The sequence below is a fragment of the Pseudoalteromonas sp. S1727 genome, assembly GCF_005886375.1.
GTDB classification, from domain to species: Bacteria; Pseudomonadota; Gammaproteobacteria; order Enterobacterales; family Alteromonadaceae; genus Pseudoalteromonas; species Pseudoalteromonas haloplanktis.
Genome location: NZ_PNDT01000051.1, coordinates 1 through 18,930 on the forward strand (window position 1 = coordinate 1; position 18,930 = coordinate 18,930).

Consider the following 18,930-nt stretch of genomic DNA (forward strand, 5'->3'; position numbering starts at 1 on the left):
AACAAGGCATAAATTTTGACATGTAGTTGTTCTCGGCAATTGCTCCTGCATTGCTCTACCTCCTGCATCCATGCAGTCGTACATGAAAAATTTATAACGCAGTTAGCGCTTTATTTAGCCCGCTAGAATGGTTAAATATTTAAGTTGATTGGTATTACCACGTAGATCCGGCTTGAATATACACAACATCTTGCTCAGGGCCGTGAGCGACATCTAAACCAATGTTGATCCCATAATGTTCATCTATTAAGTATCTAAAGCCCATGCCAACAGTGTTTATTGTTTTTGCGTCAGCCAGGGTTGAAAAATGCTCTGCTGCCCAACCCATGCCAGTAAAGGCGCTGAGTTTAATTTTATCGGTGATTTTATAACTGCCTTCAAATTCAGTAACCAAGACATTGAGCCCTTGATAGCGCGAGGCCGATACCCCTCGTAAGCTGATACTAGGAGGAATATAGACCGGCAGTTGCCTATCATCTTTATTATTCACAGTATCAAATTCTACACGTAGGCCTAAGTTGGCTTTTTTGTTTAATGCCCAGTAGTTTAAGGCGGAAAACTTAAAGCTAGTGTAATCTATATCACTACCAATTGCTTGGTTAAATACCATGTACTCGGCTTTATAGTTTACGCCTTGCTCAGGGTTAAGGGGATTATCGCGACTGTCATACTCCATCAGTGCGCCTAAGCCTGAAGTGTTAATCTCAGGTATTAGTTGCAGATTTAACAACTCGTCAGGAATATTGATATCTTGAAAAATAGGCTCAGCTAAACTTAGATCTACATGGCGATATAACTGTTTAGCGCCAAAAAAGAAGTTGCTGTCTTTATAGCGTACTTTTACGTTTTGTAGTACCGCGGGCCCCTCAATATTGAGTGATAATGGAGTGAGTAAGTCAATATCGGAGAAAGTGTAAAAATCAAGATTAATACTGGCATAACCAATAATGCCTTGATAGCGAATACGGTCTTCATCCCAAAATGTAACATGACCTAGTGCGCCGCCTTTGGTGCCATTTTTAGTGGCCAATGCGCCAACAATACTGATACTTTGAGGAAGCGTTGTGCCTTCTTTTTTTGGCTTTTTATTTTTATTATCATGAAAAAAAAGCCCGACAACGCCCAGCCCCGGGCCAACCGCAGGCTCGGTTATAAATGTCGGAATTGGTAAAAAAGAAATAGGCTTATCAGCCTTGGATGTTTGATTATCCAATTGTTTTTGTGTGGGTGCTATCACATGATCTTCATAAGCATTGTTGGCATAACTGTAAAAAGAAATACACATAAAGCTAATACAACAAAGTGTAAACATTTTGATCAATGTAATAGTTCCTAATTGAATAGTCGTTTCATAGGCTTAGTGTAAGCGCTTTAGTTGTTAATTTAAATGGTAGACTTTAAGTAATCTAGCAATAATTAGTAAAGCGCTTTCAGTTGCAGGCATTACAAAATTCAGATAATTAATCTAAGGGTTGAGTGGGCTTAATACACCTTTTTGTTGCTTATTTTCATTTTTTAGCGCCACTCTGAACTGTTTTAACTGTACGGTAAAATCATGGGGTAATGCTTTATTGCTATACAGTGCTTGTTCAAAATCAAGAGTTATCGATTGGTTTTGTTGTTGTAAAGCGATACTTTTACCTATTACCTTTTGCCAGCTGTTTCGCCAAGTAATAAAGGCACTATAGTGTGCTTTATTCACACCAGTGTGCTGAATTACTTGTCTGAAATGAGCAAGTTCACTTTGTTGGTAGCGCAGCCAGTAAAATTGAACGATACGATAGATCACCCACACAATAACTAAGCCAATTAGGGCTAATACAAGCCACAATAACCATGTTGTTAAACTTGCGGGCGCACTGGCTACACTCACTTCGCTGCCTTTAATTTCCGCGGTTTGAACGCTGTCAGTGCTAGGCTGGTAATAGCTTATAGTAATACTAGGTAAAGTGAGATTACCTGCTTGTTTAACGACAATATCTTGCTGTTCGGTACGTACACCTGTAAATGCAGCCGTTCTGTCATTAAGGGTGTCACTAACACTGGCCGTGATAGGGTAGCTTTGCTGTTGTTCTGTATTAGTACTATTCATTAGCTGTGGAATAAATAACGCTGAGCTTTCGGTGATTGTTGCGCTCACTTTTCGTTGTATGCTTTGCCCGGCAATCAATTGGTCAGGTATATTAACATCTTCTTGTAGCGTAATATTTTCAGCTATAATGATGGGGTTCAGAGTTTTAGCAAGCTCCGGTAGCGTGGCGTTAAAGGAGACGGGGGGGGGAGTTATTTCGCGGTTGATTGTTTGGCTATTTTCATCCACGAAGTGGATTTTTAATGTTGGTAGTGTTAATTCAAAACGACCATGGGTCATTGCAATCACGGGGTACTCTTTAATAACACCTGTCCACGTTGCGCTACCAATACGCTCAGAAGTTGGATAGGTACTTTTATTGCCTTTTACACTAATTACATTCAGCGTGTCGACTTCATCAAAATACAACGGCTTTGCAAACCAAGTTGGCACTAAAACTTTTACTTTGACGGTCGTTACTTGGCCAACCAGTGGGTTTTCATTGCTAATGCTGACAGTTACTTTTGGTTCAGCAGCTAAACTTGGCAATACAGAAAAAGCCAGTAAACAAATTAACAGTAATCGCATTATTGCCCCCTTTGAGCGTTAGCTTCTGTGGCAAACTTATTTTTTAAAAAGTCCCCCATTTCTGAGTCAACACTGCGCATCCATTGCTCTTTTGCATCAGGAGAAAGAGAGTCTGTTACTTGGTAATCTTGGGAATTGCCATCTTGCTTCTCACTTACTTCATTCCCATCGACCTCAGTGGTGATACTTTGCTCTGCATCCACACCGCCAGCTTGTGCAATCACAGCAGCATATGCATGCTCTGCAATCGCTAGATTTCGTTGTGCATTTAGGTGTTCAGGTTGTTGTTTTAACACTTGCTTAAAGCCTGCTATTGCGGCTTCAAATTCTTGTATTTTTAAGAGGGCTGTCGCACGGTTGTAAAATCCATCTATAGTCCCTAAAGAACCATAAACTTCAGCAGCCTGGGTATATTTACCCTGTTCAAATAATGCTTTTGCTTGCCATTGTGGATCAGAAAATAGCGTCGCAGCGCGAGCAAAATCAAGGTTGTTGTAAGCCATCATTGCTTGTTGATCACGAGTAAAAAACCAGTCGGCAGTGCTGGCATAACTCGTTTTTGGAAAACCTAATAAACTACCAGCTAAAAATAATACCGCAATATGATTAATCGTTTGGATGGTTTGGTGCGGCTTTTTTTCTATATTTATTGAAGTCCAGCCTTTTCGAAACCATAAAGCACTAAGTAACAGCACGGGCCATGTGAAATACCATGCCATATCCTGATAAGGGCTGGTGTTGTTGTTATCACGCTGACGCTGATAATTTTGTTCTACAAAGTTATCAATTGCTATAACATCTTGCATATCAAGTGTAAGTGCTTGGTGTGTTACCGTTTGTAAAGATGACTGAGTATTCGAGTTAGGTTTAATGATCAACGCTTGGCCTTGTTCATCAGAGCGAAGTTGACCATCAGTTGAATTTATAACCCCGCCGTTATCTGTAGCTATTTGCCACCAAATAAATGGTTGTTGTAACTTATTTAAGGCTGCAACTTGCGCTTGACTAATATCATCGGCTATTAACACAATGCTGGCATAAGGTTGTTTTTCTAACAGCGTGATTGCTTGTTGCATTGCAGTAGCTGCATTGTCGGCGTTTACACTATGATTTCCTGGCATTACATCTGGTGCTAAGGCAACTAAAAATGGTTGAAAAACACTACTATCCTCAGTAAAAGGCAGTACATTATGACTGGAGCTGGCATAAGCGAACAGTGCGGTTTTAGCACCACTGCGATAACTAAGTAAATCAGCAACTTTTTGCTTAGCGCGGGTTAAGCGAGTCGGCGATACATCGTTTACTTGCATGGCTTCAGTTACTTTTAATAAAACAATGAGCGGCGCTTTATCGCTATTGTCATCTGTTTGTTTAAACCAAGCAGGGCCTGCGCAAGCGATTATTAATAGCACTGCACAGGCTAAGGTAAAGTCGATAGGTTTTAATTTATCAAATAAACGCTGTTTTGGTGTCAATGCTAATGCTAAATGCGTGGCTATAGCATGGGTATGGTGTTTACTGCTTTGCTGGTTTTTACGGATGATGTAGCAAAGTAAAATAACAACGGGTAACAGCAGTAAGGTCCATGGCCGCAAAAAGTGAAACTCAAACATGTTCAACATCCTTTGTTTGCCGCCTTTGCTTGGAAAGCTCAATAATTACTTGAGCGAGTAGCGCTAATACAAAAACCAATAAAGCAAAATACAACGGTATATGTAGTAAGCTGGTTTCTTTGCGTGTTGTAATTACCGGAGTTACTACAGCCGCTATTTGATCGATTTGTTGGTAAATTTTTTCTAATGATTCACTGTCTTGTGCACTATAAAATTGCCCGTCGGCGGTACTGGCAATTTTCTTTAAAGTAGCAAAATCAACGCGATATTGGCCTTCGGCATGTTCATCACCAATCCCAATAGTAAAAATTTTCAATTGCGATTGTTTTGCAATTTGTGCCGCGTTTAAAGGGGACATTCGTGAACCAGTATCAGCACCATCGGTTAATAAGATCAGTACTTTGTTTTCTACTTTAGATGATTCAAAGGTTTTTAATGCAAGCCCGATTGCATCACCGATCGCAGTATGTGGGCCTGCCATAGCCACTTGGGTATTATCAAGTAATTGCTCTGCACTTTGTAAATCTTGAGTAAAGGGCACTTGTAAATAAGCTTGTGTGCCAAACACAATAAGCCCGATACGATCGTGCTTACGATCTTTGATATACTGACTTACTACATTTTTTACAGCTTGTAAGCGTTGAATTCGCTCGCCATTGTTACTAGGAAAGTCTTGTTCATCCATCGAGCCAGATAAGTCAATGGCTAACATAATATCTCGACTGGTTGTTTCGTTTTTAATCGGCGCTCCAAGTTGCGTGGGATTTGCAAGTGCAACAACAAGTGACAACCAAATTAAAGCGGCACTTAACCAAATAAATAAATATTTTTTATTACTGTGTTCGCCTTGTGTGGTTTTTGCGCCACTGGCTTGATGCGCTAAGGAAAAAAATGGGATCCTAATTGCCAAGGTTTTTTGTTTAAATGCAGGCAATAACCATACTAATAATATGGGCACGATTAAGAGGCTAAACATCCATAGGTGTTTAAAAATGATCATGGCGTCACCTTGTAGTAAGTGAGCCAAGTAATGGCTTGTTGTTTGAGTTTTGCGCGATCATGATCTGCTGTTAGTGTATAAAAGTCAGTAAAATGCGTATGTTTATCACAATGTGTATTTAAAAACTCACTCCACTGTGGTCCGGTTAGTGCGGCTATTTCGCAACGTTCAAAGTCATTTAAAGCACAGCGCTTCAAAATACTGCTGATAGCTAAGGCACTACTATCATCGGCTAAGTTGTTTATTGCATCAATTGCATAAAAACGATGGCGCTGCTTGTAGCGTTTAAAGCGCTGCAGTGCAAGAAGAGTAATAGCAATTAATATAACTGTACCAAGAAGTACAGTCCACCCAGGACCTTCAGGCCACATAGAAATTGCTGCAGGTTCGGTAACGGGTTTGATTTCCGCCATTAATTGGTAGAGCTCGAGGTTATCTAAATCTTGATTATCCATCTCTAACCTACTGCAAATGCACTTGAAAATTGACTTAACGTATCTTCACAAGCGCTTAGCTCAATAACAGTAACGCCGATAGAAAGTTGCCAATTTTTGATTTTATTAGTACGTTTTGTGAATGTCTCTTGCATCCGTTGATGCACATCTTTATGGCTCGTATCAAGTATCATTTGCTGTTCGCCATCACTAACGCTTAGTGTTAAATCGTTAGGAAGTTGGTGATTAATATCGTCACTTACTAAACATAAAATTACGTCATTATGTGCTGCCATTTGCGCAAGGTATTGCTCGGTTGCTAAATCAACATGATCAAAATCACTGATAATGATAATCATCTGATCGTGACTAACCAGTTTCGTTGCCGCTGCGAGAGGTTCGTTTAAAGTCATGGCGGGAGTGGGGTTGGGGAGATTGCAATCAAGGGCTAAATTAAAATCACTGACACTGTGCATAAACTGCTCAAGTGCTTGCGGCTTTTTACTGGGCTTAAAAGCTTTTATCTCAGTGTCGTTGAAAATGACCCCACCGACCCGATCGCCTTGTTCAAAAATTCTATAAGCGCAGATCGCTGCTGCTTCACTGGCGGTGACTGATTTCATATTTAGTTTTGAACCAAAAAACATATTGACGCGTTGGTCAATCAGGATCAAAGCACTGCGATCTTTTTCTTCAGCATAAACACGTACATGCGGTTTTCCAGTGCGCGCAGTAACCCGCCAATCTATGCTGCGAATATCATCGCCAACACGGTAATCTCTCAGTTCTTCAAAACTTAAACCACGGCCACGAACACGAGAGCTATGTCTACCTGCCAACACACTATTACTGCGCTGTTTAGGTAAAAAACTAAGCTTTCGAGCGCGACTTTGCAGACTTTTTAATTGTTTAAAATCACTATATATGCGCTGGTCTAAGTGCGATTGTGAAACAGCCATGTCATGCTCCTTATGGCAGGGCAACTAACTCAATTATTTTGGCGATTACATCGTGGCTTTGTATACCCGCACCTTGTGCTTGATAACTTAAACTTAATCTATGACGTAATACATCTACAGCAATACTACGAATGTCATCAGGCAGCACTTCATTACGACCTGCAAGCCATGCATGGGTACGAGCGCATTTATCTAAGCTGATTGAAGCTCGAGGTGAAGCACCCAAATCGATCCAACTGGCAAGTTCTTCGTCATATTTTTCAGGCGTACGAGTAGCGTATACTATATCGGCAATATAGCGTGCCATTTCGGGGCTTACTGCAATATTGGCAATTTCTTTGCGGGCATCAAAAATGACTTGTTGCGGTAATAGCTGTTTTTCGATGCTGTCAGTTTGTTCTTCAGCGGCGGTATTATAAAGACTTTGTTCTTCTTGACGAACTAACCCAATAACGTCAACTTCGTCATCTACACTTGGATATACGATGTTGACTTGCATTAAAAAACGGTCCATCTGAGCTTCTGGTAACGGGTAGGTACCTTCTTGTTCAACAGGGTTTTGCGTGGCTAATACCATAAACAGGGGGTCCATTTTATGGGTTTTACCCGCAACCGTTATTTGTCTTTCTTCCATTGCTTCAAGCAGTGCAGATTGGACTTTTGCTGGCGCACGGTTAATTTCATCAGCGAGGACGATATTGGCAAATAATGGGCCTGGGTCGAATTTAAATTCGCCACCATCTTGCGTTTGGAAATAGACTTCAGACCCAGTGATATCTGATGGTAATAAGTCAGGAGTAAACTGCACTCGACTAAATTGACTGTCGATGTTTTTAGCTAAGGCTTTTATTGCACGGGTTTTTGCAAGACCCGGCAGGCCTTCAATCAATAAGTTACCATTGGCAAGTAAACCAATTAATAAACGTTCAATTACATCTTGCTGACCTATAATACTGCTAGCCATTTGTGTTTGTAATTGCTTTATTTGTGCGAGTGTCTCCATGCTCTTTTCCTTAATGATTTAGGCTCTGCATCATTTGTATTTGTTGTATAAACTCTTGTATTTGTTGGTTGCCAGGAACTAATTGTGCTAAGTTTCTAGCATATCTTAATGCTTCTTCGTATTGCTTTTTAGCTAAGTAGGCTTGCGCTAAACTGTAGCTAATATCGGGGTTGTTAGGGGTAATTTGAAATGCCTTTCGTAAAGCGATTAAGGCGTGTTCCATTTGACCCATATCCTGCAATAATAAAGCATAAGTGTAGCTGTAATTCGCATTATTTTCAGCGAAACTGGCTGCCTTTGCTAAATGCGGCAATGCCGTTTTTTTATCTTTAGTCCTGATATAACTCATTGCTAGTGAATAATGTAAATCAGCAGCTTCAGGGTTTATTTCTAGTCCTTGTAGTAAAATACTTTTTGCCGCCTTTTCATCACCTTGAGTACGATATAAGTCAGCTAGATTAACATAGCTCGGAATAAAGATATTTTCAACTTGTATTGCGGTTAAATAATGTTCTTTTGCCTGTTCAGGTTTGTTTAGTTCGAGCGCTAAGTTACCTAAATTAGTGTGCGAAAAGCCACGTTCAGCTTGGTAAGTTTGGGTTTGCTTATATTCATTTAAGCCATTATTTAAGCGCTGTGTATCTGTTTCATTTAACCCACCAGGAAATGGCTCAACGAGCATGGCTGCTAATGCTCTTGCGGCTTCACTACGAATAGCTAAATGTTCATCATCAAGTAAGCTATTAATCATTCGCCAGCGCTGCGAGATCTCATAGGGCATAGCCGCTGTAATAGCAGCTTGGCGCTTTAAAATTTCATTTTCTTTTACTGCTCTGACGATAGCGACAACAGCATTATTGTCTGCTGTGTTGGCCAAGCGGCTTAAGGCTGATGCGCGAATGATATTCGGAAACTCTTTATTTTGAGCAATTTTAGTCAGCATTGCTGAGCTATTGGGTAAGCGGTTATCTGCGGCATGAAATGCTAATGAAAAATGATCGCTACCCATATGCTTTGAATCTGGATGCCATGTTTTGATATTTTTAACCGCCCATTGTGGGGTTTTATCTTGATGGCAACTATTACATGCATTGGGAGCTTGAGTTTTCAACGTTAAATCAGGACGAGGGACTCTAAAACTATGATCCCGTCGGGCATCAACTTGCATATAAGTTGTCGCCGGCATATGACAGTCAACACACTGGCTCCCGGTGGTATCAACTTTGTGGCCGTGGTGATCAGGAGTGTCAAATACTTCGCTAGTATGGCATTGAGTACATGTTTGATTAGCGGGTAGCTTTAACTTTCCTGAATGTGGATTATGGCAGTTACTACAAGTGACACCTGCTGCAAACATTTTACTTTGTTCAAAAGAACCCCACACATAGTCCTCATCCCACACTTGGCCGTCAACATGGTAGAGCTCGGGTGTGATCAGCGATGGCTGGAATTCTTTTAAAAAATTATGTGGTTCTGTTCGATCATTTAATTGACTGCGTCTTGCATGGCATGTAGCGCATACTTGAATCTGTTGTGAATCTTTAAGTGGCTGCGCACTTTTCATGCTTCCATCTGGTTGACGAATAAAAAGTGGCGTCTTCTTACTGATATCAATCGCAAAGCCTTTATTCTTAACCTTTGTATCGCCATTTGCCCAGTTTATATGTTGCTTTGAATCGCCATGGCATGCGTTACAACTCACATTCATGGCACTAAATGTTGAATTAAACTCGTTAGTTTTTAAGTCAAATTGTTTTTTAAAGTCAGTGGAGTGGCAATCTGCACACATATGGTTCCAGTTTTGCCCCATTTGTGACCAATGGAATAAATCATGCTCTTTTTGTTCAGGGTGAAGTACAAACCAACGTTGACCGCCTTCGTCCTTTGAACGAGAGTCCCAAGCAAATGGAAATAATTGAATTCTGCCTTTGCCCATGTCGAACATATATTGCTGTAGAGGTTGATAGCCAAAAGTATACAACACAGGGTAATTCGTTAACTTGCCATCAAGATCGGGCATGGTGATTATTAACTTTTCATTGTCGGTGTAAAAGCGAGCCTGTTGGCCTTGGTAATCTAGAGTTTGGTTATTAAAGTTGCCTAACACATTTTGCAACGTTGCGGTTTCCATTGCATGGAAATGATCTGAACGTTGCCAATCTTCCACCTGCTCTTTATGACATGAAATACATGTTTGTTCGTTAGCATTAACAGTATCGGGGACTAAGAGAGCATATAGCCATATGATTAAAAATAGAAATCGCATTTATAATTATCCTTGTGCGAACAGCATCGTTTGGTTTCTCTATTTATTTATACCAGTACAGGAGTAGCATAGTAAAGCTTACTGAGGGGCTCAGTTACAAGAAGTGTTTATTTTACAAGAATAATTACCCGTGTACCTTTTATACATATATAATTACAGAGTGTATTAAATATGAAACATAACAGATGATAATTTTTCGTTGCAATATAGTTGAAATAGTATAGCTTTAAACTAGTCTATAAAATTAGACATGTAATTACGTTTGTTTATAACAAGGAGTATACAGGTGATTTCTATAAAATCGAACATTAAGCAATTAGTTGCAGTTGCAGCACTTGCGATGGGAGTTGGTTCAGCGCACGCTGCAGACAAACCAAATATATTGGTTATTTGGGGGGATGATATTGGTGTACATAATGTCAGTGCTTACAATCACGGTATTATGGGTTATAAAACGCCGAATATTGATAGCATTGCTAAAGATGGTGCAATGTTTACCGATTCATACGCGCAGCAATCATGTACCGCAGGCCGCGCATCGTTTATTTTAGGACAACACCCGTTTAGAACTGGTTTGTTAACAATTGGTATGCCGGGCTCTGACCATGGTATTCCTGATTGGTCACCAACTATCGGTGATTTATTAAAAGAACAAGGTTATATGACAGGCCAATTTGGTAAAAACCACTTAGGCGATCAAGATAAACACTTACCTACTAATCACGGTTTTGATGAGTTTTTTGGTAATCTGTACCACTTAAACGCTGAAGAAGAGCCAGAAGGTTACTTTTACCCTAAAGACCCTGAGTTCCGTAAAAAATATGGTCCTCGTGGCGTGCTTAAAGCAACTGCTGACGGTAAAATTGAAGATACTGGTCCATTAACTAAAAAGCGCATGGAACATGCGGATGACGAGTTTATGGCTGCTGGTTTAGATTTTATGGAACGCGCTGTTAAACAGAAAAAACCATTCTTCATGTGGATGAATGCAACACGTATGCACGTTTGGACTCACTTAAAAGAAGAGTCGGTTGGCGTAACGGGTAAAGGTTTATACCCAGATGGTATGGCTGAGCATGATAAAGCAGTAGGTGTGCTACTTGATAAGCTTGATGAGCTTAAAATTGCAGATAACACGATTGTTGTATATTCAACCGATAACGGCGCAGAAACTATTAGCTGGCCTGATGGTGGTACAACACCGTTCCACGGTGAGAAAGGCACCACATGGGAAGGTGGTTTCCGTGTTCCTATGATGGTTCGTTGGCCTGGTACTGTTAAGCCAGGTACAATTATCAACGATATCATTTCGCAAGAAGACTGGATGCCTACTTTCTTAGCAGCGGCAGGTGAGCCTAATGTAGTTGAAAAACTGAAAAAGGGTTACCGTGCAAATGGTAAAAAATGGCGTGTTCACCTAGATGGTTACAACATGAAGCCGTTTTTTGAAGGTAAAGTAGATAAATCACCACGTGATAGCATCTTCTACTTTGGTGCAACGGGCGAGCTAAATGCGGTACGTTGGAATGATTGGAAAATTCACTTCGCAACACTTTCTGGTGGTATTAATACGGCAACTCGTGAAACTCCTGCATGGCCGTTAATCATCAACCTTCGTCAAGACCCATATCAAAAAGGTGCGCTTGAGTCTGGAATGTACTTAAAATGGTATGCAGAAAACACTATGTGGTTATTTGTACCAGTACAGCAGAAGGTTATGGAATTCTTAAAGACTATTCCTGATTATCCTTTCCAAATGGGTTCTAGCTTAAGTTCAAGCAACATTAGCTATGACACATTTAGACAGCAAGATGCGCTGAAAAAACTGGCTGAACTAGATGCGTTAGTTCCGCGCAACTAAACGTTATTGCTAGTTAGATAATAAAATTTAAAGCCAATTTCATTTGAAATTGGCTTTTTACCTTTAAAAAGGAGTTTGTATGAAATTATTTAAATCCTTACTGTTGATAGCCAGTTTTGTTTTTACTGCCTATGTGACAGCCGAGCCTTTAGCGTCATGGCAGGAAGGGGCAAGCAAAAGTGCAATCATGGAGTTTGTGAAAAAAACCACGACGGAAGGTTCTGAAGACTTTGTTGCTGTTGCTGATAGGATTGCGGTATTTGATAATGACGGTACGCTGTGGGCAGAGCAACCCGCTTATTTCCAACTGTTTTTTGCCTTAGCGCAAGTTAAAAAGCTGGCACCAGCGCATCCACAGTGGAAAACCACACAGCCATATGCTGATATTCTAAAAGGCAAAATGCCTGCTCATATGACTGAAAAAGACTTAGTTGAATTAGTGATGAATACTCATACAGGCATCACCAGCGATGAATTTACGCAACAAGTTTCAACCTGGATGAGCTCAGCAAAACACCCAGTCACGAACAAGCCTTTTACGGATATGGTTTATCAACCTATGCTCGAACTATTAAGCTATTTACGTGATCATGACTTTAAAACCTTTATAGTCTCTGGTGGCGGAGTTGAGTTTATGCGTGCTTGGGCTCCCGCTGTATATGGTATTCCAAGCGAGCAAATTATTGGTAGCCGTGTCGCCTCAGAATATAAAGTGATTGATGGTGTTCCACAAATTGTAAGATTGCCAAAATTAGATTTTAATGATGATAAAGCAGGTAAGCCTATCGGTATTTATCAAGCAATAGGGAAGCGCCCTGTTATTGCTGTTGGCAATTCTGACGGCGACAGAGAAATGCTTGAGTGGACTAAGGCCGGTTCTGGCGAACGTTTCTCTATGCTTATCCATCATACCGACGAAAAGCGTGAATGGGCATATGATAAAGGCTCAAAAATTGGTGGTTTAGATAAAGCATTAGTACAAGCGAAAAAAGACAACTGGGTCGTTGTTGATATGAAAAATGATTGGTCAGTTATCTATAAAAAATAGCGTGATTACTTAGTTTAGGACAAATTGTACTCAGTGAGGGAAGCGTTGCTTCCTCCACTGTGTGTGCAGTTTTACCATGAACTACCAGCTTGAATATAAATGGTGCTTTCTTCGGGGCCTTTGGCTATATCAAGGCCCATTGTAAAGCCGTAGCGTTTTGCAATTAAATAGCGAAAACCTGCACCAAGGGTGGTTTGTGAGTCAGCACTGCCAATATCTGAAAAACTGTAACTTGCTTTTCCAAGGCCTGTAAACCCGTTAACTCGCCATCGTTGATTTATTTTATAGGTTAATTCAACTTCGGTGACTAGCACATCAGTGCCTTGATAACGAGATTTCGCAATCCCGCGTAAGTCTATAAAAGGCAGCACATAAACGGGCAATTTGGTATCGTCATCGGCAAACACACCATCGTATTGATAACGAAAGGCAAAATTAGTTTTTGGACTTAGTTGCCAATAGTTTAGGCCTTTAATTTGCGTTGACTGATAATCCACATCACTGCCAATAGCATCGTTAAACAGCATGTATTCAGCTCGATAATTAAAGCCCTTTTCTGGGTTTAAGGGGTTGTTTCGATTATCAAATTCTAATACACCACCAAGCCCAGAGGTAGTGATTTTTTTACTGAGTTGATTATCAAGCGCTGCTAACTGCTCATCTATAATATTATTACCAGTTAATAAAGGTTCGGCAAGGGCGATATCAACACCACGGTAAAACTGTTTAACGCCAGCAAAAAAATTACTGTCTGGAATGCGTTTGGTGAGTTGTTGTAGCACACCTGGGCCATGTAAGTTCAGTGCAATTGGTTTATTTAGTTCGCGACCCGCTAATGAGTAAAAGTCTAAATTAATATCAGCGTAACCTGCAAAGCCTCGGTATCTGAGGGTATCTTCTTGCCAAAAGGCAATATGACCAACGCCTGCGCCCCAAGTACCGTTTTCTGTTTTCATCGCTCCAACAATGCTGATACTTTTTGGTAGCAAAGGCTTTTCTGTGTGTTCAGTATGTTTGTTTTTATCTGTATCATGGAAAAATAATCCCATCAATGCTAAACCAGTCCCTACAGCTGGCTCAGTGATAATAGACGGAACGGGTAAAAAGCCCAATGGTGTTTGTGAAATGTAACGACTGGCATCGAGTTGACCATCTTCAGGGTCAATCACATACTCATTAAGGAAATCAGCATTCGCGGCTGGGCTTATCAATAAGCACGCAAAAACGCTGGATAATGATATTGAATATTTACGCATTACACTTTCCTTGATTAATAACGAATAGTTAGTCCTGCAATGATCGCATCGCGATCGCCAATAAACCCATTATATTCTACATTCAGTGATAAGCTGCTGCTGATATCCCAATTAAAACCTGTTACTAGATTCCAACGTTCAACATTGGCTTGGCTTACTTGATAATCTAGGCTGAAGCCAGCTTCGCTTGTTAAGCTGCCTGTAACTGTATTGTGGCTGTCTAAATAATTGCCACCCAAGAATAGTGATAAACGACCAAGACGAGGTAAATGAAGAATACGTCCCCCCCTGGGGGTTATAGTAATTGAGCGACCATCTAATACGTTACGACTGGATTGACTCCATGTTATATTTACTGGCAATGTAACAAACCAATCTTGCCACGCGCCTGCGATAATTGTTCCGATACCGTAAGTAGTAGGATTAACATTAGCGCGAATAGGTAAGGTAAAGAGTTTATTTTCGAGTAAACGACAGCTCAGAGGTTTGATAAAACCCTGACAGTCTTCTCCTAGCTGGGCGAGCATAGTGTCGCCATCAATGAGTACATTGGCATGTAAATCACCTTCAACTTTTCCTATTGTGGCGAATACATTCATAAATGGTAGTACCCACATATCCGCTTTTAATTGTAACGTAGTGAGTGAGGTGATCGGTGTGTCAAAGCTTACAAAATCATATGGTTGCGTACCATTGCCATTAAAGCCAACTTGCAACTGGGTTAATGACATCTGTTGTTCAACACTCACATAAGTAAAACCCATGCCGTAAGGTTTAGGTAACTGGTAGCCTTTAGCAATAACCTGATCTGCTAGAAAAGGCAATGCGTAGGGCCACTGTGTGGTTTGAGATTGCGTTGTTTTTGTGGGTATATTGCTTAGTGCAAATTCGGGATCGTTGAGTGACTTATTGGGGGTAATAGCTAAAGCACCAACAGCTAAAGAAGCGATCGAACCTTCTTGATTGAGAGAGTATAGGTTTATTTTGCTTTCGTAATTTATGGCTGTCGTTGGGCTTGTTTGTACACTTTTGGTAACGTTATTTAATTTGATGCTGAAATGACCATCCTTAACCTTATACATGACATCGGGATCTTGAAAGGTAATTAGATATTGGTTATGACTTGCCCCTAAGCCGACACCTAAGTTAACGCTGTTTAAATCGAGAACTGTCTGTTTGCCTTTACTGTTATCTGTTAATAAGCATAAACCGCTTTGACCACCAAGGGCGATTAACATCATGCGGTTTGTTTCACAGACCATATAACCCACAGCATTGTGTAAGTCATTGCTTATACTTGGTTGCTTTTTAGTGAATATTGCTAAAAGCTGCTGATTTTTATCGATTATTTTTTGCTGAGTATCCAGCCGTTGCTGTTCTGTAAGGCTTGTACAACCACTTGCGAAAGTGAATGCTAAAATTAGTAGACAGAGACTAATTGAGCGGATAAAAGCAAAAGTAGATAGCATGTTTACTCTATAAGTTTACGCCTAGCGCAGTGACTAGGCGATGAATTGGTTGGAGTAATGAGGGTATTAAAGTTGATAATTGAACTCAATACGTTGGTCGCCATCAAAAAAATCGACGTTTTCATTCCAGTTTGCAAAATAACGTAAATTCATTCGCGGGTTTATTTGATAACTAAGTGCAAATTCATGGGTCAAAATATGGCTTTGATCTACTCCATAGTAATTATCTTTATAGTTATCAGAGCCTGCAATTGTTGATAACCAAAATGGGTTGTAGTTGATCCAGATTTTATCAGTTATTGCTAGTTTCGAGTACATACCAATAAGGCCGTAGACTCCCATAGTTGAATAACCACTGTCAATAGAGCCATCATCTTCTAAGGCATTTTCACCAACTGAAACACCTACGCCCGCAAGAGGGTAAAAGGTAAATTTGCCTTTAGGAGGAAGAGCTTTAATAAAACTATATGATACATCCATGGTTTCCTCCGCAGTGAGGTTACCTCGTAAATTATAGTTTGCATCAATTTGTGTCGCAGTACCATTAGTAAGTGTAGTGGTGAAGTTACGAAATCGAAATGAGTCGATTGAATTGGTTGTCAGGTTGTCACTCTGCCAACCTAAGGTATCGCCTAAAATTCCTTTCACTTCAATAATGTTCATTGCCGCCGTCGTGCTATCTCCGGTATCATAGGCTTGTCCTACTTTGAGATTAATTCCCTTATCTGTTACTCCCGCCCCCACTTGAGTGTAAATTGCCAGTGGATCTGACATATCCTGTACTGCTTTTTCTTCAGCAGCTATCACACTCGCTAAAGGTAGCAGTGATAAAATGCTAATCATTTGATATTTCATGACTAATCCTTTCATGTTTGTTAAATGAAGTATTCAGGTAATGACTTACCCTCTGGTAACTGTAGTAAATTTTATCCGTATTTGTTGCCACTAAAATATATAGGAACTTTAAATTTATAGGGAAGTAAGTAAAAAATAAACGGTCAACAAGAATAGGTCTATGAGTGTTAGATGTTGTTAGCCGACGAGCAACGAACGGGCTATTTAAGCTTGTTAAAATAATTGTTTTAGGATCACTAATACTCGCCATTTTAGTTCCTTACTAACAGTGAATACATCAATGATAAGCTAACGAAGAGCTTTGTTTATTACCAAGGGCGTTGGTGTTTCGTACCTACCTTGGTATTGTCTATAACTGTAAACACTAAGCGTTTGTTGGCAAATAAATTATTTAGATAATTGTTTATAATACCAGCAAATTGCTGGATATCAATATGGGGTGCCTATCTTTGCTTAATTTTTAAATGGCATTAAAAATAATGCAATTAAAGATGTATGTTGTTTTTCTGTCGGGTATTGTTTTAAACCAATCGTTAGCTGCGAGTCTGGTTGCTGCGCTGTGGTTTTATAACTGCCGAAGAGGCGATCCCACCAAGTGACACTAAACCCAAAGTTACTGTTAGTTTCAGCCGGAATTTGGCTGTGATGAATGCGATGTAATTGTTGGGTAATAAGCACATAACGTAATGCACGTTCAAGTTTAGTCGGCAGGCTAATATTGGCGTGATTAAACAAGGCAAAGCCATTGAGGGCAATTTCAAATATTAATACGGCGATTGCTGGAACGCCAAACACGGCGACAATAACCAGTTTGATCACAATACTGAGGACAATTTCAATAGGATGAAAGCGCAGCCCAGTGCTGGTATCTACATGGGGGTCTGCATGATGCACCCGATGTAAACGCCATAGCAGCGGCACTTTATGAAATAACCGATGTTGCCAATAAATAACCACATCAAGTAACAGTAAACTGATTATGATCACCAACTCAAAAGGTAAGTCTAATTGATTAAACAGACCAATTGAATGTTGTTGGCAGTAAAGGGCAACACTGGTTAACCCTATGGGGATGGTTAGTCGAGCCAGTACTGAAGCCAGTACGACTAAGGAAAAGTTTGCAAACCAACGTTTACCTGCTGCCACCGGTGATGTACGAGCAGGGCGCATTGCTTCTACTATCATCATAACCGCTAAAATAGTAAGAAACGCGCCCAATCGCCATAAGGTTTCATTCGTCATTATTTACCTGCTTTAAGGTATGATAGCCGCCGTGAATACGCGTAAAAATAGTAATACCGCCAAGCACAGCAAAACTATAAGCAAGTAAAGTGAAGTGCTGCGGCCAAATACAAAATGCCACAAAAAAAGCGATGGTTTCAGTGCCTTCAGTTAAACCATTTAAATAATAAAAACTTTTATACTTAAACTGGGGTTTCGCTAAGTTAAATTTTTCAGCGGCAATGGCAAAGGCTAAAAAGCTTGAACCGGTACCAATAAATACCAGTAGTAATACTGCCGCGGCAAGGGCATTTTGCGCCGGATCGGCTAAAGCAAAACCTAGCACAATGGCGCCGTAGAATAAAAAGTCGAGGCAAATATCTAAAAAACCACCGGCAGATGAACTTTGTTGCTGATGGCGAGCTAACGCGCCGTCTAGGCCATCAAATATTCGATTCAAAACGATTGCCAGTAAAGCGCCATAGTATAATTCAAAGGCTAAGAGTGGCAGCGCGAGTAGACCAATCAGAAAGCCAATAACAGTAAGTTTATCGGCATTTAAGCCGCATTTATCCAGTATTATCACGACCGGTTTTAATAGTGGTTTAATAACCGGGGTTATAAATTTATCTAGCATCGTGTTTCCTGCTCATCAGCGCTTAGGGTAATAATTTTGCCAGCGGCGGCGTGTGCATCACTGATATCATGAGTGACCATTACTGCCGGTAGTTGATGTTGGCGAATTTGTGCAAATACCAGCTCGCGGGTATCTTCTCGTAGTGTTGCATCAAGCTTACTAAATGGCTCATCAAGTAAAATGGCTTTAGGCTCGCTCAGTAATACACGTAAAAGTGCAACCCTTGCTTGTTGCCCGCCGGATAAACTCTGTGGGTGGCGCGCTGCCATGCCCTCTAATCCTAGCTGTTTAAGTGAGTCATTAATTTTTTCTATGCGCTGTTTTTTATTGCCTTTAGGCATCGCAAAGGCAATGTTATCGGCCACATTTAAGTGCGGAAATAACAAAGGATCTTGATACAGCAAACCTACATGGCGTTGATGGCTGGCCAACTGCGTAATGTTTTGCTCATTTAAAAATAAGCTCCCCTGGGCGCTAAAGCCATGTGGCAACATACCCGTAAGCCAATTTAGTAGAGTGGACTTACCACTGCCAGAAGGGCCCATAATACTGAGCACTTCACCGCCTGTTATGCATTCATTGAGAGACAGTAGCGGTGTGCTCTCTCGGCAAATAGTAAGTTGTTTTATATTCAGTGACGACTGCATAT

The 18,930-nt window shown here is 40.5% G+C and carries 16 protein-coding genes; 2 read left to right on the forward strand and 14 right to left on the reverse strand.

What is annotated here, in order from left to right; genetic code table 11:
- Positions 1-154 precede the first annotated feature (154 nt).
- The 8 genes from CWB85_RS12790 to CWB85_RS12825 form a co-directional block, all read right to left on the reverse strand.
- Positions 155-1,312 (reverse strand): BamA/TamA family outer membrane protein, encoded by a 1,158-nt coding sequence (locus CWB85_RS12790; protein WP_138555136.1) that lies wholly within the window; start codon positions 1,310-1,312, stop codon positions 155-157.
- Positions 1,313-1,465: 153 nt separating this feature from the next.
- Positions 1,466-2,659, reverse strand: a complete 1,194-nt coding sequence (locus CWB85_RS12795; RefSeq protein ID WP_138555096.1) for a protein BatD — start codon at positions 2,657-2,659, stop codon at positions 1,466-1,468.
- Positions 2,659-4,272, reverse strand: a complete 1,614-nt coding sequence (locus tag CWB85_RS12800; protein WP_016706959.1) for a vWA domain-containing protein — start codon at positions 4,270-4,272, stop codon at positions 2,659-2,661. Before CWB85_RS12800 ends, CWB85_RS12795 begins: the two co-directional genes overlap by 1 nt.
- Complete coding sequence (locus tag CWB85_RS12805) at positions 4,265-5,272, reverse strand: VWA domain-containing protein (RefSeq protein WP_138555097.1); 1,008 nt, start codon at positions 5,270-5,272, stop codon at positions 4,265-4,267. The genes CWB85_RS12800 and CWB85_RS12805 overlap by 8 nt, the downstream gene beginning before the upstream one ends.
- Positions 5,269-5,727, reverse strand: a complete 459-nt coding sequence (locus tag CWB85_RS12810) for a DUF4381 domain-containing protein (RefSeq protein ID WP_016706957.1) — start codon at positions 5,725-5,727, stop codon at positions 5,269-5,271. Before CWB85_RS12810 ends, CWB85_RS12805 begins: the two co-directional genes overlap by 4 nt.
- Before the next feature lie 2 nt (positions 5,728-5,729).
- Positions 5,730-6,665, reverse strand: a complete 936-nt coding sequence (locus CWB85_RS12815) for a DUF58 domain-containing protein (RefSeq protein ID WP_138555098.1) — start codon at positions 6,663-6,665, stop codon at positions 5,730-5,732.
- Positions 6,666-6,675: 10 nt separating this feature from the next.
- Positions 6,676-7,668, reverse strand: a complete 993-nt coding sequence (locus CWB85_RS12820; protein WP_016706955.1) for an AAA family ATPase — start codon at positions 7,666-7,668, stop codon at positions 6,676-6,678.
- Positions 7,669-7,678: 10 nt separating this feature from the next.
- Positions 7,679-9,934: a tetratricopeptide repeat protein gene (locus CWB85_RS12825; RefSeq protein WP_016706954.1), complete on the reverse strand. Its 2,256-nt coding sequence runs from the start codon at positions 9,932-9,934 to the stop codon at positions 7,679-7,681.
- Between the two features lie 340 nt (positions 9,935-10,274).
- On the opposite strand from CWB85_RS12825, the gene CWB85_RS12830 reads away from it, so the two are divergent.
- Positions 10,275-11,795, forward strand: a complete 1,521-nt coding sequence (locus tag CWB85_RS12830) for an arylsulfatase (RefSeq protein WP_080571509.1) — start codon at positions 10,275-10,277, stop codon at positions 11,793-11,795.
- Between the two features lie 79 nt (positions 11,796-11,874).
- On the forward strand, positions 11,875-12,843 hold the full coding sequence (locus CWB85_RS12835) for an HAD family hydrolase (RefSeq protein ID WP_016706952.1): 969 nt from the start codon (positions 11,875-11,877) through the stop codon (positions 12,841-12,843).
- 71 nt (positions 12,844-12,914) lie between these two features.
- Here the strand turns inward: CWB85_RS12835 and CWB85_RS12840 are convergent, their stop codons facing one another.
- The 6 genes from CWB85_RS12840 to CWB85_RS12865 all read right to left on the reverse strand — a co-directional run bounded on the left by CWB85_RS12840 (position 12,915) and on the right by CWB85_RS12865 (position 18,928).
- Complete coding sequence (locus tag CWB85_RS12840) at positions 12,915-14,099, reverse strand: BamA/TamA family outer membrane protein (RefSeq protein ID WP_016706951.1); 1,185 nt, start codon at positions 14,097-14,099, stop codon at positions 12,915-12,917.
- A 14-nt stretch (positions 14,100-14,113) separates the two neighbouring features.
- Positions 14,114-15,568, reverse strand: a complete 1,455-nt coding sequence (locus CWB85_RS12845) for a lipid-binding SYLF domain-containing protein (protein ID WP_138555099.1) — start codon at positions 15,566-15,568, stop codon at positions 14,114-14,116.
- A 66-nt stretch (positions 15,569-15,634) separates the two neighbouring features.
- Positions 15,635-16,423, reverse strand: coding sequence for a hypothetical protein (locus CWB85_RS12850; protein ID WP_016706949.1), 789 nt, complete (start codon positions 16,421-16,423; stop codon positions 15,635-15,637).
- Between the two features lie 453 nt (positions 16,424-16,876).
- The gene (locus CWB85_RS12855) at positions 16,877-17,665 is read right to left on the reverse strand and encodes a sterol desaturase family protein (RefSeq protein WP_138555100.1); all 789 of its coding nucleotides are present in this window, start codon (positions 17,663-17,665) and stop codon (positions 16,877-16,879) included.
- Positions 17,655-18,281: a CDP-alcohol phosphatidyltransferase family protein gene (locus CWB85_RS12860; RefSeq protein ID WP_138555101.1), complete on the reverse strand. Its 627-nt coding sequence runs from the start codon at positions 18,279-18,281 to the stop codon at positions 17,655-17,657. The genes CWB85_RS12855 and CWB85_RS12860 overlap by 11 nt, the downstream gene beginning before the upstream one ends.
- Positions 18,275-18,928: an ATP-binding cassette domain-containing protein gene (locus CWB85_RS12865; RefSeq protein ID WP_138555102.1), complete on the reverse strand. Its 654-nt coding sequence runs from the start codon at positions 18,926-18,928 to the stop codon at positions 18,275-18,277. Before CWB85_RS12865 ends, CWB85_RS12860 begins: the two co-directional genes overlap by 7 nt.
- Between the last annotated feature and the right edge of the window lie 2 nt (positions 18,929-18,930).

What these genes read in the sequence shown, in the direction of transcription:
- CWB85_RS12790 (WP_138555136.1), bottom strand. Translation starts at nt 1,312, where the DNA reads ATGTTTACACTTTGTTGTATTAGCTTTATGTGTATTTCTTTTTACAGT.
- CWB85_RS12795 (WP_138555096.1), bottom strand. Translation starts at nt 2,659, where the DNA reads ATGCGATTACTGTTAATTTGTTTACTGGCTTTTTCTGTATTGCCAAGT.
- CWB85_RS12800 (WP_016706959.1), bottom strand. Translation starts at nt 4,272, where the DNA reads ATGTTTGAGTTTCACTTTTTGCGGCCATGGACCTTACTGCTGTTACCC.
- CWB85_RS12805 (WP_138555097.1), bottom strand. Translation starts at nt 5,272, where the DNA reads ATGATCATTTTTAAACACCTATGGATGTTTAGCCTCTTAATCGTGCCC.
- CWB85_RS12810 (WP_016706957.1), bottom strand. Translation starts at nt 5,727, where the DNA reads ATGGATAATCAAGATTTAGATAACCTCGAGCTCTACCAATTAATGGCG.
- CWB85_RS12815 (WP_138555098.1), bottom strand. Translation starts at nt 6,665, where the DNA reads ATGGCTGTTTCACAATCGCACTTAGACCAGCGCATATATAGTGATTTT.
- CWB85_RS12820 (WP_016706955.1), bottom strand. Translation starts at nt 7,668, where the DNA reads ATGGAGACACTCGCACAAATAAAGCAATTACAAACACAAATGGCTAGC.
- CWB85_RS12825 (WP_016706954.1), bottom strand. Translation starts at nt 9,934, where the DNA reads ATGCGATTTCTATTTTTAATCATATGGCTATATGCTCTCTTAGTCCCC.
- CWB85_RS12830 (WP_080571509.1), top strand. Translation starts at nt 10,275, where the DNA reads ATGGGAGTTGGTTCAGCGCACGCTGCAGACAAACCAAATATATTGGTT.
- CWB85_RS12835 (WP_016706952.1), top strand. Translation starts at nt 11,875, where the DNA reads ATGAAATTATTTAAATCCTTACTGTTGATAGCCAGTTTTGTTTTTACT.
- CWB85_RS12840 (WP_016706951.1), bottom strand. Translation starts at nt 14,099, where the DNA reads ATGCGTAAATATTCAATATCATTATCCAGCGTTTTTGCGTGCTTATTG.
- CWB85_RS12845 (WP_138555099.1), bottom strand. Translation starts at nt 15,568, where the DNA reads ATGCTATCTACTTTTGCTTTTATCCGCTCAATTAGTCTCTGTCTACTA.
- CWB85_RS12850 (WP_016706949.1), bottom strand. Translation starts at nt 16,423, where the DNA reads ATGAAATATCAAATGATTAGCATTTTATCACTGCTACCTTTAGCGAGT.
- CWB85_RS12855 (WP_138555100.1), bottom strand. Translation starts at nt 17,665, where the DNA reads ATGACGAATGAAACCTTATGGCGATTGGGCGCGTTTCTTACTATTTTA.
- CWB85_RS12860 (WP_138555101.1), bottom strand. Translation starts at nt 18,281, where the DNA reads ATGCTAGATAAATTTATAACCCCGGTTATTAAACCACTATTAAAACCG.
- CWB85_RS12865 (WP_138555102.1), bottom strand. Translation starts at nt 18,928, where the DNA reads ATGCAGTCGTCACTGAATATAAAACAACTTACTATTTGCCGAGAGAGC.